Here is a 16,656-nt window from a genome sequence, read left to right as displayed (position 1 = left end):
GATCGGATCCCTGCCGATGTTGTTGAAGCTCAGGCGAACCGCTTCCTCAGCCGCGTGAGCGCCCCGTCGCGACCGGCTCGGATCATCGCCTCGGCGGCGTTCTTGCCCGGCAGGCCGGAGATGCCGCCGGTGGGGTGGGTCCCCGCGCCGGTGATCCACAGGCCGGGGACCGGCGTCTCGTAGCCACCGAACCCCTGCGCAGGACGCAGTCCTCCGAAGCGCATGCCGACCGGTTCGACGTGATAGACGTTCCCGTCCGGCACGTTGAAGCGCTCCTCGAGCTCGGGCGCGGACATCACCCGGCGGTTGATCTCCATGCTGTCCAGGCCCTCGTAGTACAGGGAGGACTCGGCGAGCACCTTGTCGCCGATCTGGTCGCGCATCTGGTCCCACCCGACGGTGGGGTTGCGCGGGAAGATGCCCGACCAGGCCCAGAAGGTGTCCTGGCCATCAGGTGCCTGGGTGGGGTCCAGGCGCGACGGGACGATGCCGATGAAGCACTCGTTCTTCGGGTAGGTCCGCTGCACGGCGCTGTTCCACGCGTCGATGTGGTCCTCGTAGGTCTGCCAGCTGACGATCGGCTCGGTCAGGTCGAGGCCGTCCTTGCGCCACTTCGTGTGCCGCGGCATCGAGAGCCGACCTGACACGGCGACGTCGATCTTGAGGGTCGTCGTCTCCAGCACGTTGGTCGGGATCGCCCTGGCGCGCCGCTCCAGGTGGTCGGGCATCATCCCTGCCGGCAGGAGCTGGGCCAGCGTCGCCTTCGGGCTGCAGGACGCCAGCGTCGTGGTGGCGTGGAGGTCCGTGCCGTCCTCGAGGCGTACGCCCGTGACCTCGGTGCCACGCGTCAGCAGCTCGGTCACGCGGCTGTTGACGCGGACCTTGCCGCCGTACTCCAGCAGGCACTGGGTCAGGGCGTTGGTCAGACCGCCGGTGCCGCCCTGGAAGCGGGCGGAGTTCGTGCGGTGGCACATCGCGATGTAGATCAGCGCCCAGGCCGTGCCGTCCTGCGTCATCCAGCAGAAGGGGGGCATCGAGGCCAGCGCGGCCCGCAGGAGCGGGGTGTCGAAGCGCTCCTCGATGAACTCCTTGTGCGAGGTCGTCAGGAAGGTCGTCAGCGGCAGCAGCTCCTTGCGCTTCCTCAGCGCCTTCGGCAGCTCCCGCATCAGCTCCGAGCTCGGGCGCAGCGGGTGGCCGTTCATGTAGGGAATCGCCAGGTCCATCGCGGCATCGAGCGAGCGGGCGAAGGCCTCGTAGGCGCGGGCGTCCTTGGGGGAGAAGTATTTGAGCTCCTCCACGGTCTTCGCCGGGTCGTGCCAGAACGCGAGGGAGGGACCCTCGGGGTCGAGGTGGACGTGGAACGGGTCGGCGATGATCTGCTTGAAGCCGTACTTGCGCAGGTTCAGGTGCTCCTCGATGCCGGAGGACCGGAACAACGACGCCTGGATGCCACCTTCGTTGATCAGGTGGTCCGGGGCCTCGGGGAAGATCGGGTTGGTCGAGATCATCCCGCCGATCGTGGGTGAGGCCTCGACGACCTCGACGCTGAACCCTGCCTTGGCGAGGTAGCAGGCGGCGACCAGGCCGTTGTGGCCGGCGCCGATGACGAGGACGTCGGTCGTGGTCTTGTCGGGAACGGTCATGTCAGGACTCCTTGAGGGCAGGGAGGGCAGCACGGAGCTCGGCCGCCTCGGATGCGATGGCACGCAGCAGGACCTGGGTCATGACGAGGTACCAGGTGCCGAAGACGGCGGCGGGGATCCAGAACCCGACCAGGCCCGTCCACGCGAAGATGCCGGTGCGGAAGAAGATGATGAAGGAGGCGGGCAGCAGCAGGAAGGCCACCCAGAAGCTGTAGCCGGCGACCCAGCGCGGGAACACCCGGCCGCGGTCGATCAGCACCGCGACGCCGATCGCGACGAGCTGACCGATGATCGGGGGCCACGGCAGGATCAGCAGGATGTAGTTGATGTCGTTGAGTGTCTGGGTGACCTCGGCGGGCCGTTCGGGCCGGAAGGCCGTGGCGATGAACAGCAGCATCGGGATGGTCAGGACCACGCAGATGATGAGTCCGGAGCTGAGCTGCAGGATCGCCAGCGAGGGGAATCTCCCCTCCATCCGGCGCAGCTGCAGGCTGATCACGATGAAGTAGGGCACCGTCGTGAAGCAGCCGATCAGCCCCAGCAGGAGGCCGACCTTCTGCAGCGTCGGGTGGGCGTCGTACGCCGCTGCCACGGCGGAGGGGGCATCGCCGGCGGAGATCAGCGGGATCATCCCGCCGAGCAGGCCCCAGCCGCCGAACAGCAGCACGACGAACGCCGGACCGCACCAGGCCATGGCGACCTGGATGCGGCGGTGGAGCTCGATCTCACGATCGTCCATCGCTGGCTGGGTCGAGGCCATCAGCGGTTCCCGATGAACGACTGCGCGTCACCGCCCGGGGCGGGGGCGCCGATGAGTCGGGCGAGGAGCTGGCTGGCGGGGTTGTTGAACTTCATCGGGGCATCCGGCGGAAGGAGTCCGATCTCGATCATCAGGTTGCCCGCGCGGTGCATGATGATCGAGAGCCGTACGGCCGCCCACACCTCGTGGAAGTCGAGGTGCTCTAGCGAGCGTCCGGCGGCCTTCTCGTACGTCGCCACGACCTCCTCGCGCGACGGGAAGCCTTCTGGGACAGGGAATCCGATGCCCTCGGTGTGGTGGCGCAGGATGAACAGCCACCAGGCGATGTCGGCCTCGGGCTGGCCGAGGCCGACCATCTCCCAGTCGAGGATCGCGCTGACCGCGAGGTCCTCACCGAAGAGCATGTTGCCGATCCGGGCGTCGCCCCACAGCAGCACGGGGTCGCGGTCGTCGACCGGGCGGTGCTTGGTGAGCCACGCGAAGCCGGCCTCGACGGTGGCGTTGGTGTCGCCGGCGCGCGCCCAGTCGTAGAAGCCCAGCCAGTGCTCCAGATCGGCGTCGTGGACCGAGGTTGCGTCGGAGCCCGCCGGGGGTGCGAGCGAGGCGAGGCCGAGTGCGCGCCAGTCGGCGGAGTGGATCGCGGCGATCCCCTCGAGCGAGTTGCGGCACATCTCGCCACGCTGCTCGGGCGACAGGTCGTCGAGGACCCAGCCGGCGGCGGTGAAGGGCGGGTCGTCGCCGGGGACGCGGCCGAAGGCACGTTCCATCACCAGGAAGGGCGAGCCGAGGACGTCGGGGGAGAGCTCGACCCAGCGCACCACCGGGGCGGGCAGGCCGACGGAGGCCAGGGCGTTCATGACCGCGGCCTCGCGCTCGAAGTCGTATCCGGGGAAGACCGAGGGGCCCGAGGGGGCCACGCGTGCGACGTACTTCCCGAGCTCGGCGCCGTCGGCTCCGTTGGCGGTGAAGAGGATCGTCAGGTTCGACATCCCGCTCGCGGCGGGCACGTCGCAGTCACTGATCGTCGCGCCGGGCAGGCGCTCGCCGAGCCACGACTCGAGAGCGCCGCGGATCTCCTCGGGGTTGGTGTTGGCGAGGGCCATCAGTTCGTTCCTTCCTGGACGATGGAGGTGGAGCCGGAGGCGCGGGCGACCATGGCCCGCTGGTACTTGTCGAACCAGATCTCCTGGTAGGTCGCGTGGGCGACGCGGCCCTCCTCGTCGGTCCAGCGGAAGACGCTGTCGTGGAAGGAGACGTTGGGCCAGGCGGGGATCGTCGCGGTCGCGATCGCCTCGCCGGTGAAGCGCCACACCCGTCCGTCCTCGTCGGTGGCCTCGACCTCCTGGCGCAGGGTCGCGAAGGTGATCGGCTGGCGCTCCAGCACGTTGCGCCGGATCCGGGTGACCTGCCGCGTCTCGCCCTTGTGGATCAGCCAGGCGAAGTGGTGGGTGGGCGCTCCCTCGGGGAGGTCGAACAGTCCGGTCCACTCGGGGTCGGTGTCGGGGGCCTCGAAGCTGATCTGGTTGAAGATCAGGTCGTCCTGTCCGTCCGGCGAGGCGAAGTACATCGGCGACCAGCCGACGGGCGGGACGGGCACGCCGCCCTGGTCCTCGGTGCGGACCTGGCGCCAGGAGCGGTCCCGCGGCGCGAAGCAGTCGACGGCGTACTCCGTGCCATCGAGCGTGAGGGTGCCGACGCAGTGCATGAACTGCTCGCTGCCGCCGGTGATGCGACCGGGATCGCCGTGGTGGTCGTCCTCGCCGGGCATGACGTGGCCGCGCGCGAGCAACGGGGTCACCGCGGTCTGGGTGACGTCGAACGACGTACGACCGTCCTTGCTGGCGTAGCTGACCCGGGCGACCCGGCCCGGCTCGGTGAACTCGATCCGCAGACCGTTGGCCGTCGTGATGACCTGACCGTCGACCTCGGGCCACGGCATCGTGATCTCGTAGTCCAGGTGGGCGATGTCGATGACGTTGACGTTCTCGAGGCCCTGGAACAGCGCGACGCCGCCCTGGCACAGGGGAAACGTCGGCTGGTAGCGGATGTAGAGGAACGCGCCGATCGCGGCCTCGGGCACGGAGAACCCGAAGTAGTGGGTGTGGATCGTGTGGTGGTCCCAGTCCTCGCCCTCGGGGAGCGGGAGGAGGAGGTCGGTCTCGGGCGGGTGCACGGCGTGGCTCATGCGGAGGCTCCTGAGGTGGTCCCGGACTGGCTCCGGGAGTGGTGGCGGTGCGTGACGGCCACCACGTTCGCAGAAACTGAAGATGTTTTCAATATTGAAATCTACATCACATTAGATTTATGGTGTCGCCCATGCTCGCTGCTGCCCGAGAGATACCAGCCCACCCGACCACCGAGATGCCCTTCGGACCCGAGATCGCCTTCACGGTCTTCCTCGGAATCCCCGTCGCGATCGGGGTGTTCTTCGCGATCAAGCACCTGGTGACCGGCCGCGGCCCCTTGCTCCTGGTGTGCCTGATCGGCGGGGGACTGGCCTGCCTGTTCGAGCCGATCGTCGACACGCTCGGCCTCTGCTACATCCGCGAGGACGCCTACCTGACGACGTTCACGTCGATGGGACGGGACTTCCCGCTCTTCATCAACTTCGTCTACATCTGGTACGTCGGCGGGCTGGCCTACCTCGCCTACCGGGTGTTCTCCAACGGGGTCACCGTGAAGGGCCTGTTCCAGCTCTACGTCATGGACGTCTTCATCAACATCTTCCTCGAGAGTCCCGGCGTGCTGATGGGTGCCTACGAGTACTACGGCCCGCAACCCGTGAACTTCTGGGGGCTGCCGCTCTGGTGGGTCTTCGTCAACCCGATCATGCCGCTGACCGCAGGTGCCCTGATCTACCGGATGAAGCCCTACCTCCCGGGCTGGCGCATCCTGCTGGTCATCCCGTTCATCCCGATGGCCGACGGCATCGGCAACGGCGCCACCGCCTGGCCGGTGTGGACGGCACTGAACCTCGATGCACCGCTGTGGATCAGTCACGTGGCCTGGCTGATGACCGTGGGTCTCGCGCTCACCTGCGTGTGGCTGCTGTCCTTCGTGGTCTGCCGGCCGGACGAGGAGGTCGCCGTCCAGGGCAAGCTCGCGATCGTCAAGGCCGCCGTCTTCGGCGTACCCGAGGGCGACGTGCCCCCGCCGGTGATCACGATCGGGTCGGGGCCGCGGGAGGCCGCCCCGACCCGGGAAGGCCGGACTCAGACGGTCTGAGGTGACCGCGTTCCAGGCGTGAAGGAGACCGGGACCTTCTTCATCCAGTGGAAGGAGTTGTTGGGCACGCGCTCTGCCTCGCCCGCGAGCGCCAGGTCGGGCATGCGCTGAAGGAGCTCCAGGATGCAGATCCGCAGCTCCAGGCGGGCGAGCTGGTTGCCGAGGCAGTAGTGCGGGCCACCGCTGAAGGTGAAGTGCTTGTTGTTGCGCCGATCGATCAGGAAGCGATCGGCGTCATCGAACACGGAGGCATCGCGATTGGACGACGAACGCCACATTGCGACGCGCTCACCCTCGGAGATCTTGGTCCCGGCGATCTCGACGTCCCGTGTTGCCGTGCGAGCGTTGTGCATGATCGGCGTGTGCCAGCGGAGGATCTCCTCGACCGCACTGTTGATGAGTCCCGGGTCGTTCCTCAGTGCCTGCAGCTGATCAGGGTTCTCGAGCAGGGCGAGCACCCCGCCCGAGAACGCGTTGCGGGTGGTCTCGTTGCCTCCAGCCATGAGCTGCGCGAAGTGGAGGATCACCTCCATGTCGTCGAGCTTGCGGCCTTCGACATCGGCCTCGAGCAGCCGTGACAACAGATCGTCGGTGGGGTTCGTCCGCTTCTCGGCGATGAGGCTCACCAGGTACGCCGCCAGCTCGCCCATCATCGTCATGCCCTCTTCGGGCGTGCCGTGGGTGTCGGCCATCGTGTTGGTCCACTTGAACAGCAGGTGCTGGTCCGACTCGGGAACCCCGAGCATGTCCGAGATGACGGCCAGCGGGAACCTGACGCCGATGTCGTCGACGAGGTCGCAGCTGCCCCTGTCGATGATCTGATCGACCGCGCTGTTGAACACGGCACGGATGTGGGGCTCGCGCGCCATCACGGCCTTGGGGGTGAAGACCTTCGCCAGGATGCCACGCTGCTTCCCGTGGTCCGGTGGGTCCATCATGCTGAAGACGTTGCTGGTGAACTCCTTCGGCAGGATGCCTTCCTCGCGTAGGAAGATGCCACGGCGAGCCGAGGAGAAGGTCTCCCAGTCGCTCGTGACGGCGACGTCGTCGGCATGGCGCGACAGCGACCAGAACCCGTCATTGTCATGAGTCGGCCTGTTCCACAGGACCGGCGCCTCGGCGCGCATGCGAGCGAAGATCACGTGCGGCGGACCGCTCTCGAAGAACGACAGGTCGTTGAAGTCGACCTCGTCGAGCGGGATGTCGTGCTGGGTCTCGGTGTCCATGAAGGCTCCTGTGGGCGTGGATGTTCAACGGCAGATGGAGGGCATCGGCATTCGCCGGCGCGCTTGGAGGGCGGGGCGCGAGTGCCCCGTCGTCGTTCACCGCCGCCTGGACCGTGGTCGGGTCAAGATGTTTGGGTGAAGCAGTTGGACACGCTATCCAACCTGTGTAGATGCGTCAACGCTATAGTTCGGCCCACCATGACTTCACGCGGCGAACGGCAGGAGCAGCGCCGGACTGAGCGCAAGGAAGCACTCGTCCTCCGGCTGTTGCGGCCAGTCGAGTCCCTCCTGCGGGAGGGCCGGCGCTGGGCGGACCTCACGGTGGACGAGATCATCGAGCGCGCCGACGTCCCGCGATCGACCTTCTACTACAACTTCCGGGTCAAGGACGAGCTGCTGATCGCCATCACCCAGCCCGCCATGCAGGAGATCATCGACTCGGCAGCCGACCTCTACCGGCTCGGCCCCCGGGCCACGCGGTCGGAGTTCGAGCACCAGGTGCGACGCACCGTCGATGTCTGGACGCCGCACGTCTGCCTGATCGACGCACTCTACGAGGCGGGAGCCGTGAACCCGCGAGCCCGCGAGCAGTTCAAGACGGGGTGGTCGGGCGCGTACCAGGGCGCCATCGACTACATCCGCGCCGGCCAGGCCGACGGCACCATCCGCCCCGAGATCGATCCGGTCAACCATGCTGCCTGGCTCACCTGGATGGCCGAGCGTGGCATCTCGCAACTGGTGGAACCGGCGGCGCCCGAACAGCGCGACGCCGTGTGCGCTGCACTCGCGGACATCATCTGGAGCGTCCTCTACGCACCGTCCGGCAACGGATAGGGCACCGGCGTGTCTCCCAAGATCCCGCCTGCTGCGGGCGAGAGCCGCTACGACCGGCGGCGTGCGCGTACCCGCGGCGTCCTGCTCGCCGCCGGCCGCCATCTCATCGCTGCCAACGGTGTCGCCAGCCTCAAGATCCAGGACATCACCGAGCAGGCCGACGTCGGCCTCGGCTCCTTCTACAACCACTTCGCCAACAAGGAAGAGCTCGTCGAGGCCGTCGTCGAGGACTCGCTCGCCGAGATGGCATCGACGGCCGGCATCAACGAGTCCAATCGCCATCAGGATCCTGCTGTCACCACGGGTCTCGCGGTCCTCCGCATCGTCGGCATGGCCTTCGATGACCCTGATCTGGCACGGGTCCTGGTGCATCTCGACCACTCCGACCTCGTCTACTCCCGCGCGATGGGCCCCCAGGCCACGGCGGTCGTCGAAGCCGGGGTGGAGGCCGGTCGGTTCGTCGTTCCTGACGTCGACGTCGTGGTCCACAACGTCGTCGCCGGATCCCTCGCCCTGATCCGCCGGATCCTCGACGGCGAGCACGACGAGTCGGTCATCGCGGTCCAGGCCGAGCTGTCCCTGCGGCTTTTGGGACTCGGAGTCGCTGAGGCCGCCGAGATCGCCGCGCGTTGCGTGGAGATCAGCAGGTCGGAAACCGCTGGCTGACGGTCCACTGCCATCAGGGAATGGAACCCGGGACCAAGGTCCTGGGTTCCTTTATTTTTTACGACCCTATTGAAAATAAATTGAATCGGGCTTAGATTTTTGGGAAGTTCTCGCTCGGGAGGACGAGTCGCTCTGGAGGGGAGCGGCGAGTAATCCTGATCGGAGCTCCACGTGGGTGAACTCGTGCCCTTCGTCATCGCTGGACTGGTGACGGGGTCGATCTACGGGCTGGCGGCAGTGGGTCTCGTCCTGACCTACAAGACGTCCGGCATCTTCAACTTCGCGCACGGCGCGATGGCCACGGTGAGTGCCTACGGGTTCTACACGTTGTACGTCGACCAGGGACTCCCGTGGTTCTGGTCCGCCCTGGTCTGCGTCCTGATCATCGGCCCGCTCATGGGGCTGGTGCTCGAGGCGCTGACCCGGATGGTCGCCCGCGCCACGCTGGAGCTCCAGATCGCGGCGACCATCGGCGTCCTGCTGCTCGTCCAGGGTGGCGTGACGCTGGTCTACGGACAGATCGAGGTCCGCACCGTTCCGGTGTTCCTGTCGGACTCCACCTTCACCATCGGCGACACGGTGGTGCAGTGGTCCGACGCGATCACCTTCCTCGTCGCCGTGGTCGTGACCGTGCTGCTGTCGCTCGGACTGACCCTGTTGCGTCGCGGTGTCGCGATGCGCGCGGTCGTCGACGACCCCGACCTGCTGGACCTGACCGGCACCAGCGCAGCGGCGACCCGCCGCCTCGCCTGGAGCGTGGGTGCGGGACTGGCCTCGCTCTCCGGTGTCCTCTTCGCGCCCCTGCTGCCGCTCGACCCGCTGCAGCTGACGCTGTTGGTGGTGCAGGCCTTCGGTGCTGCCGCGATCGGCCGCTTCACCAGCCTTCCCGCCACCTTCGTCGGTGGACTGGTGATCGGGGTGGCCGCCTCGCTCGCGACCCGGGAGTTCACCGAGGGGCTCTGGGCCGGCATTCCCGCGGCGATGCCGTTCCTCGCGCTCTTCCTGGTCCTGCTGCTGATGCCGCGCCGGTTCCTCGCCACCCGCGAGCGGCCAGCCGCCCGGACCCGCCCGTCCTGGCGTGCGCCCGGTTCGCTGCAGATCGTCTTCGGCCTCGGTGTCGTCGGCTTCCTGACCACCGTGCCGTCCTTCGCCGACATCCACCTGACCGACTGGACCGTCGCGCTGGCGATGACGATCGTCTTCCTGTCGCTCGGACTCCTCGTGCGCACGTCCGGACAGGCCTCGCTGTGCCACGTGGGGTTCACCGCGATCGGTGCGTCGGCGTTCGCCCGGCTCACCGTCGACCAGGGACTGCCGTGGTTCCTCGCCCTGCTCGTGGCCGGCCTCGTCGCCGTACCCATCGGGGCGGTGCTGGCGATCCCCGCGATCCGGTTGAGCCCGCTCTACCTGGCGCTGGCGACGTTCGGCTTCGGGATCGTGCTCCAGGTCATGTTCTACACACAGGATTTCATGTTCGGTGACACCGGCGCGGGCCTGACCGTTCCCCGCCCGTCGGTGTTCGGTGCGGAGGAGGACGCGGGCTACTACCGGCTCGTCCTGGTCATCACCGTCGCCGTAGCGTTGCTCGTCGTCGCCCTCAACCGGGGCCGGATGGGCCGCCTCCTGCGCGGGGTCGCGGAGTCCCCGACGGCGCTGACGACCGCGGGCGTCTCGCTCGAGGTCACCCGCGTGCTGGTCTTCTGCCTGTCCGCCTTCCTGGCCGCCGTCGGCGGTGCCCTCGCCGGCGCCGCATCGACCAATGTGTCCGCCGACAGCTACCAGCCGCTGCTGTCCATCACGTGGTTCGCGCTGATCGTGATCGTCGTCGGTCACGAGCCGTGGTACGCCCTGCTCGCCGCCGGTGTGATGATCCTGCTGCCGTCGTACAGCGGTGACCCGGAGATCGCCTTCCGGATGCAGGTCGCCTTCGGTGTGCTCGCCATCGTCGTCGCGGCACTGACCGGCAAGCTCCAGGTGCCGCGGGTCGTCCGTGACCTGCTGGACCGACTCGTGTGGAAGCGCCGTGGTGTCGACGGTGTGGCCGTCGAGCGCGAGCCGGTCACGCCGATGGCTCTCGAGGCGGACGCGCTGACCGTGAGGTACGGCGGCGTGGTCGCCGTCGACGGCCTCACCCTGACCGCACCCACCGGACGCATCACCGGCCTGATCGGGCCGAACGGTGCGGGCAAGACCACGACCTTCAACGCGTGCTCGGGCCTGGTGCGTGCCAGCAGCGGCCGGATCCGGGTCGCCGACCACACGGCGACGCGGTGGTCGGTCGCCCGACGTGCCCGGCACGGCCTGGGGCGCACCTTCCAGAGAATGGAGCTGTTCGACTCGCTCTCGGTCCGTCAGAACGTCGCCATCGGTGCCGAGGGCGTCCTCGCCGGGGGCAACCCGCTGCGTCAGCTCTTCGCGTTCCCGGGCGAGAACCGCAAGGTGGCCACGGCGACGCGCTCGGCGCTGGAGCTCTGCGGCATCGCGGACCTGGCCGACCGGACCGCGGGATCGCTGTCGACCGGGCAGCGACGCCTCGTCGAGCTCGCCCGCTGCCTGGCCGGGCCGTCGTCGGTGCTGCTGCTGGACGAGCCGAGCTCGGGCCTGGACCACACGGAGAGCCGTCGTTTCGGCGAGATCCTGAAGACGGTGGTTCGCGAACGTGGCGTCGGGATCCTGATCGTCGAGCACGACATGGCGCTCGTGCTGGACGTCTGCGACCACATCCATGTCCTCGACTTCGGCAAGCCCCTCTTCGAGGGAACACCGGACGAGGTCCGAAGCTCTGACCTGGTCCAGGCGGCCTACCTCGGCTCGCCGGACGTCGAGACCGCCACGGCAGGTGCGTGATGACGAACGACACTCTCCGGATCGACGGACTCCACGTGGGCTACCGGGGCGCCCGGGTGCTGCACGACATCTCGATCGCCATCCCTCCCGGGACGGTGACCGCATTGCTCGGTCCCAACGGCGCGGGCAAGACCACGCTGCTCCGTGCGGCGGCCGGCCTGCTGCGCCCCACGGCCGGTTCCTTGCGCCTGGCCGGTGCGGACGTGACCCGGTGGAGCGCAGCACGCCGGGCGCGGCACGGCCTGTGCCTCATCCCCGAGGGGCGGGGCGTCTTCGGCGCGCTGACGGTCAGGGAGAACCTGCGGATGATGCTCCCGGCCCGCGCGCCGCGCAGCCGCATCGACGAGGTGCTCGACGTGTTCCCCGACCTGCGCTCGCGCACGGGCCAGGCGGCCGGCAGCATGTCGGGTGGCCAGCAACAGATGCTCGCACTGGCGAGGGCCTGGCTGACCGGTCCGAAGATCGTGCTGCTGGACGAGGTCTCGATGGGCCTGGCGCCCCTCGTCGTCGACGAGATCTTCGTGGCCCTCGACGCGTTGCGCTCGACCGGCGTCTCGCTGCTGCTCGTGGAGCAGTACGTCGACCGGGCGCTCGCGATGGCCGACACCGTCCATCTGCTCGACCGGGGCCGGATCACCTTCGGTGGCCCCGCCGCGGAGATCGACCGGGACGGCCTGCTCGCCAGCTATCTCGGTGCCCCCACCCACTGACCCTTCTCGCCCACCCCAAAAGAAAGTGGAAACACTGATGAAGAAAAGACTGCTGCGCGCCGGCCTCATCGCCGCTGTGCTCGCACTCCTCGCCGGTCTGCTGGCCGCCTGCGGCTCGGATGACTCCAAGGACAGCAAGCTCGACGTCGAATCGGGCGGCCTGACCGGCGACCCGATCCGGATCGGCACCCTGTGCAGCTGTACGGGCCCGCTGGCGGCGTCGCTCGGACAGAGCCTGGACGTGCTCAAGGCCTGGGCCAGCACCACCAACGAGGCCGGCGGCATCAACGGTCACCCGGTCGAGGTCATCGCGTACGACGACGGCCAGAACCCCGCAACGGGCCTGGCCAAGGCCAAGCAGCTCGTCGAGAAGGACAAGGTCATGGCCATCGTCGGCACCATGAGCCTGGTCTCCGACCAGTGGGCGTCGTACGTCTCCGAGAAGGGCATCCCCGTCGTCGGCGGTCAGCCGGTCGACACGTCGTTCTTCACCGACCCGAACTTCTACGCCTCGGGTTCCACCCTGCCGCTGCTGCTGCTCGGCGAGGTAACCGTGGCCGCCAAGTCCGGCGCCAAGGAGCTCGGCCTCATGTACTGCTCCGAGACCCCGGTCTGCGCACAGCTCCCGGCGATCGTGAAGCCGCTCGCGGCCCAGGCCGGCATGACCGTCGTCGAGGCCAAGGTCTCCCAGTCGGCACCGAAGTACCTCGCCGAGTGCCAGTCCTTCAAGGACAAGGGTGTCGACGCGATGTTCAACGCCGTGAACTCCGACGTCGTCCCGCGGATCGCGGAGTCGTGCGAGCAGGCCGGCTTCAAGCCGATCCAGATTGCCTCCTCGGCAACCACCCAGAAGAGCTGGACGACGGACGAGAACCTCGACGGATCGCTCATCGTGGCGACCAACGCCGTCTACACCGACGAGACCGTTCCCGGCGTGAAGGGCTTCCTCGACGGCCTGGAGAAGCACGCCCCGAAGGTGCTCGAGAGCCCCCAGTTCAGCTTCCCGTTGATCTACCCGTGGGCCGGTGGCGAGCTGTTCAAGGCTGCTGCCGAGGCCGGCGGCATCTCGCCGACCTCCACCGGCGCGGACGTCGTGAAGGGTCTGCGCCTGCTGGAGGACGAGACCCTCGACGGCATCGCGCCGCCGCTGAACTTCCCGGAGGGGCAGCCGTCGTTCCCGCTGTGCTACTTCACCGCGAAGCTGACCGAGGGGGAGTTCCGCTCCGACGCCGAGCCGACGACCTGCATCGACCAGGCCACGGCGACCGCGATGCTGACGGCTCTGCAGCAGGGCTGACCGCACCCGCGAGTTGTTGGTTTCTTCCCCTCGAGTTGGCGGTTGGTGCACACCAACGGACAACTCGAGGGGCGGGAACCGCCAACTCGGCGAGGGGGTCAGGCGGGGGTGATGCGGAGCTCGAGCCGTCCGCCCAGGTCCACCTCGAGCGTCGCCCGCCCGGCGCCGTCGGCGACCAGGCTCTGCTCGCGGCCCCCGCGCACGTCGTACGACGCCCCGGGGCGCAGCTGCGCGAGGGTGAGCCGGGTGCGGACCGGGCCCTCGCCGGGCGCCAGCACGAGGTCGAGGGCCGTGCCGTCGGAGACCGCCTTCGCGACGAGCACGTCGGGGTAGGCCGCCTCGTCGAGGACCGGGCCGTCGCGCCACTCGGCCGGCGGGCCGAAGGCGACCAGGTCGCGCAGTCCACTGCGACGCCCGAAGCGACCGAGGTTGAGGTAGGAGTTCGCCAGCCCGCTGGCGTTGCCGACGCGTTCGGCGCCGTGGGCCTGCTCGAGATGCTCGCGCTCGACGAGGGTGGCCTCGGCGGCCAGAGCCGTCTCCTCGTCGCCGATCTCTCGCGCGGCCATCGTCGTGACGGCGAGGGTGAAGGTGTCGGTCCCGAGCTTGTAGTTGCCGGGGTCGAGCCTGCTGACCACGCTGCGGGGAGTGCTGACCCGGCCGCCCTCGACCCGCAGCCATCCGTCGCGGATCAGCCACCACGTGCGCTGCGCGAGGTCGGGCATGCCGGGGTTGAGCCAGTACGTCGTCGCGAGCTGCACCGACGGACTGGCCCAGAAGTTCCACGAGAGACCGAGGTGCGACGACCGCACTCCGACGATGCGGCCGTCGGGGCGCAGGAACTCCGACTCGTAGGACCGGCGCAACAGCGCGCGGACCTCGTCGGCGTTGCCGCCCGGCTGGCGCTGCTCGCTGGAGAGCACGGTGTTGAGGCCGAAGGTGTTGCAGATCGTGTAGATCCAGTTCGGCTCGCACGGGTAGAGCCCGAACCGCGAGCCGCGCACGCTGTCGCTGACGTTGCTGGCCAGACCGGGAAGGTCGTGGGGGTAGGCCCTCGACTCGTCCCAGCGGAAGCTCAGCGAGCCGGGCCGGGTGTAGCGATCGTCGTTGAGGGAGGAGTACAACCCCACCTGGAGGCCGAAGAAGCCGGTCAGCATGACGTTGGAACCGACCGGGATCGGGTCCTTGTCCAGGCGCAGGTGTCCCCACGAGTTCTCCAGCGGCCAGTAGCCCCAGACCTTGCGCTGCAGCACCTTCTCGATCGTGTTGCGCTGCGCCTCGGCGAGGTAGCCGCGGAACGCGGGCGTGCGGGTGAACTGTGACATCGACAGTCCGTAGGACAGTGCGTTGAGCTGGTAGCGCAGCGCGCCCTCACGGAACTGGTCGATGTGCGTGAAGCCCTCGTAGGAGTCGAGCGGCTGCAGCGCTAGGTCGATCGACGCGCGGAGGCGCCTCAGGTCGGTGTCGCTGTGCTCGACGACCGTGAAGTCCTGCGGGTACGACGGCGCGCCGGTCACCCGGAACTCCACCGTCGCCAGCCGCTCGTTCAGCACGGCACCGCGCCGCTGCTGGGTGGCATGACGAACCGCGTGGACTGCCGCCGCGAGGGCCACGAGCAACGGGATGGTGGCGAGGACGGCGATGGCGCCGCCGGTCGATCCCTGCGGCGCGTCGAGGGTCAGTGCCGGGACCGCCGCCGTCGCGAGCCATGCCACCGGTGGCAGCACCGTCGGACCGGCCGCCCACCAGATGAACACCGCGAGCACGACGGAGACCAGGGCCACCACCCCCCAGGTCGCGTGGCCGGCGTGGAAGAGCCCGCCGCCCGGCAGGGCCAGACCCAGCGCGAAGGTGGTCGTGCGGGGACCGGCGTCGAGGAGCAGAGCGGCGGCGCCGCAGAGCCACAGGACGGCGTACCCGGCCAGCGAGCGGAGCATCGAGTGGCGGGTCGCCGGCGGGAACATCGCGATGTCGGTCGGCAGCAGGACGGTGGTCGCCTCCTCCGGACGGGTGTCGACGGCGGTCATGCGGTGCTCGCTCTCGGTGAGGTGCGGGTGGACGTCAGGTGCGGGGCGGCGGCGAGGAGCAGGACCAGGCCGCCGCCGTGGAGGAGGAGGTCGAGGGGCAGGGCGGCGACGCGGAACTCGAAGAGTCCGAGCAGGTGCATGTCGACCAGGCCCAGCTCGGTCCACGCGGCGCCGGCGCCGACGAGGACCGCGGGTCGCGAGGTGGGGCTGGTGCTGGTGCGCAGTGCGAGGGAGCCGGTGAGGGCGAGCGCGGCGAGGACGACGAGCGCGATGTCGCGAGCGAGCCACGCCCCCTCGAGGGTGCGCACCAGAGGAGTCGCGCGGGCAAGGGAGATGGCGACGGCGTACGCCGCGACACCGAAGGTGACGCCGAGCAGGAGGCTGCCGACGAGGCGTGGCCGCCTCGTGGGCTGCTGCCGCGGCGGTGGGGCAGAGGCCGTTGCGGCCGGGGGAGACAGCGGCAGGCCGTCGGCCGAGCGACGGGCCGGCGGCGCGAAGCCGGGCTCGGGCGGACGGCGGCCGGGGAACAGGCGGAACCAGACGGCGCGGAGCGCACCGAGGACGACAGCGAGTGCTGCACAGCAGGCCATGGTGGGCTCCTTCCTCTGCTCACCGTCAATCTGTCACGGCGCCGTAACAGAAATTACGACCGACGTCGCCCCCTGTCAATGGGTGGGGCAGGATGGCGTCATGGCGGGACGTTCGTACGGCGGCGTGAGTGCGGCCGATCGCGTGGCCACCCGCCGGGCGAGCCTGCTCGAGAGCTGCCGCGCCGTGATCGGTCGCGAAGGCGTCGGTGCGGTCACCGTCGAGGCGGTCTGCGCCGACAGCGCCCTGGGCAAGCGGTACTTCTACGAGAGCTTCCCGACCCGTGACGACCTCCTCCTCGCCGTTGCCGACGAGTTCTACACCGGTCTGCTCGACCGGATGCGCGCCACCATCGACGGCGTCGCCGAGGCCGAGCGTGCGCCGCTCGTCGTCGAGGCGCTGGTCGAGTCACTGCGCAGCGACGAGCGCCTGGCCCGCCTCTACGTCGAGAGTCCGGCGACGCCGGTCCTGGCGGCACGACGCCATCTCGCCATCGACGAGTACACCCGCTTCGTGGCAGCCGAGGTGCTCCCGGGCGCACCACGGGGCCGGCGCGCGAAGGCGCGCCGCCTGCTCGCCACGCGCCTGCTCGTCGCCGGCACGACCGAGCTCGTCGCGGACTGGCTTGCCGGCGAGGTCGAGGGTGACGTCACCGACGTGATCGCGGCGATCGGTGCCCTCGGGGCTGCTGCCGCGATCGCCTGACGTCTCGGGCCCGGAGTCTCAGGCGGAGCGTCAGGCGCGGAGTGTCAGGCGCGCTGCAACACGCTGTTCGCGTGACTACCTGTCGGTTGTCGTACCTTCCACGCCGTCCCAGCGTGGCCTTCGTGACGGGA

Annotated in this window: 14 protein-coding genes; 7 read left to right on the top strand and 7 right to left on the bottom strand. The window is 69.0% G+C overall.

All coding sequences use genetic code 11. The features are described 5' to 3' along the window. Positions 1-29: 29 nt before the first annotated feature. Genes ASE01_RS02825 through ASE01_RS02810 form a run of 4 tightly spaced genes read right to left on the bottom strand, consistent with a single transcriptional unit; the run spans position 30 to position 4,588 of the window. Positions 30-1,643 (bottom strand): phytoene desaturase family protein, encoded by a 1,614-nt coding sequence (locus ASE01_RS02825; protein WP_056748465.1) that lies wholly within the window; start codon positions 1,641-1,643, stop codon positions 30-32. Between the two features lies 1 nt (position 1,644). Next, the gene (locus ASE01_RS02820; RefSeq protein ID WP_056748464.1) at positions 1,645-2,403 is read right to left on the bottom strand and encodes a hypothetical protein; all 759 of its coding nucleotides are present in this window, start codon (positions 2,401-2,403) and stop codon (positions 1,645-1,647) included. After that, entirely contained in the window at positions 2,403-3,506 is a 1,104-nt protein-coding gene (locus ASE01_RS02815; RefSeq protein ID WP_056748463.1) for a phosphotransferase family protein, read from the bottom strand. Before ASE01_RS02815 ends, ASE01_RS02820 begins: the two co-directional genes overlap by 1 nt. After that, a complete protein-coding gene (locus ASE01_RS02810; protein ID WP_056748462.1) occupies positions 3,506-4,588 on the bottom strand; it encodes a hypothetical protein in 1,083 nt (360 codons plus the stop codon). Before ASE01_RS02810 ends, ASE01_RS02815 begins: the two co-directional genes overlap by 1 nt. Positions 4,589-4,719: 131 nt before the next feature. Here ASE01_RS02810 and ASE01_RS02805 point away from each other — a divergent pair, with 131 nt between their 5' ends. Beyond that, the gene (locus ASE01_RS02805; RefSeq protein WP_200958724.1) at positions 4,720-5,628 is read left to right on the top strand and encodes a hypothetical protein; all 909 of its coding nucleotides are present in this window, start codon (positions 4,720-4,722) and stop codon (positions 5,626-5,628) included. On the opposite strand, the gene ASE01_RS02800 is transcribed toward ASE01_RS02805, so the two are convergent. Further along, on the bottom strand, positions 5,616-6,854 hold the full coding sequence (locus ASE01_RS02800) for a cytochrome P450 (RefSeq protein ID WP_056748460.1): 1,239 nt from the start codon (positions 6,852-6,854) through the stop codon (positions 5,616-5,618). The two genes, ASE01_RS02805 and ASE01_RS02800, sit on opposite strands and share 13 nt — an antisense overlap. A gap of 198 nt (positions 6,855-7,052) precedes the next feature. On the opposite strand from ASE01_RS02800, the gene ASE01_RS24750 reads away from it, so the two are divergent. The 5 genes from ASE01_RS24750 (at position 7,053) to ASE01_RS02775 (ending at position 13,208) form a co-directional block, all read left to right on the top strand. Further along, the gene (locus ASE01_RS24750; protein WP_162260262.1) at positions 7,053-7,688 is read left to right on the top strand and encodes a TetR/AcrR family transcriptional regulator; all 636 of its coding nucleotides are present in this window, start codon (positions 7,053-7,055) and stop codon (positions 7,686-7,688) included. Between the two features lie 9 nt (positions 7,689-7,697). After that, positions 7,698-8,354, top strand: a complete 657-nt coding sequence (locus tag ASE01_RS02790) for a TetR/AcrR family transcriptional regulator (RefSeq protein WP_056748458.1) — start codon at positions 7,698-7,700, stop codon at positions 8,352-8,354. Between the two features lie 171 nt (positions 8,355-8,525). After that, a complete protein-coding gene (locus tag ASE01_RS02785; protein ID WP_056748457.1) occupies positions 8,526-11,201 on the top strand; it encodes a branched-chain amino acid ABC transporter permease/ATP-binding protein in 2,676 nt (891 codons plus the stop codon). Further along, on the top strand, positions 11,201-11,911 hold the full coding sequence (locus ASE01_RS02780; RefSeq protein ID WP_056748456.1) for an ABC transporter ATP-binding protein: 711 nt from the start codon (positions 11,201-11,203) through the stop codon (positions 11,909-11,911). Before ASE01_RS02785 ends, ASE01_RS02780 begins: the two co-directional genes overlap by 1 nt. Before the next feature lie 37 nt (positions 11,912-11,948). Next, positions 11,949-13,208 carry an ABC transporter substrate-binding protein gene (locus ASE01_RS02775; RefSeq protein WP_056748455.1) on the top strand — a complete coding sequence of 420 codons (1,260 nt, stop codon included), beginning with the start codon at positions 11,949-11,951 and terminating at the stop codon, positions 13,206-13,208. A gap of 98 nt (positions 13,209-13,306) precedes the next feature. On the opposite strand, the gene ASE01_RS02770 is transcribed toward ASE01_RS02775, so the two are convergent. Both ASE01_RS02770 and ASE01_RS24235 read right to left on the bottom strand, forming a co-directional pair. Continuing rightward, on the bottom strand, positions 13,307-15,232 hold the full coding sequence (locus tag ASE01_RS02770; RefSeq protein WP_056748454.1) for a hypothetical protein: 1,926 nt from the start codon (positions 15,230-15,232) through the stop codon (positions 13,307-13,309). Beyond that, a complete protein-coding gene (locus tag ASE01_RS24235) occupies positions 15,229-15,822 on the bottom strand; it encodes a hypothetical protein (protein ID WP_056748453.1) in 594 nt (197 codons plus the stop codon). The genes ASE01_RS02770 and ASE01_RS24235 overlap by 4 nt, the downstream gene beginning before the upstream one ends. Positions 15,823-15,922: 100 nt before the next feature. Between ASE01_RS24235 and ASE01_RS24230 the strand changes: the two genes are divergently transcribed. Then, on the top strand, positions 15,923-16,525 hold the full coding sequence (locus ASE01_RS24230; protein WP_056748452.1) for a TetR/AcrR family transcriptional regulator: 603 nt from the start codon (positions 15,923-15,925) through the stop codon (positions 16,523-16,525). The last annotated feature ends 131 nt before the right edge of the window (positions 16,526-16,656 follow it).

This window comes from Nocardioides sp. Root190 (assembly GCF_001428565.1).
In the GTDB taxonomy this organism is placed as follows: domain Bacteria; phylum Actinomycetota; class Actinomycetes; order Propionibacteriales; family Nocardioidaceae; genus Nocardioides.
Note: the sequence above shows the minus strand (reverse complement) of the source record. Positions and strands in the feature narration are given on the sequence as shown.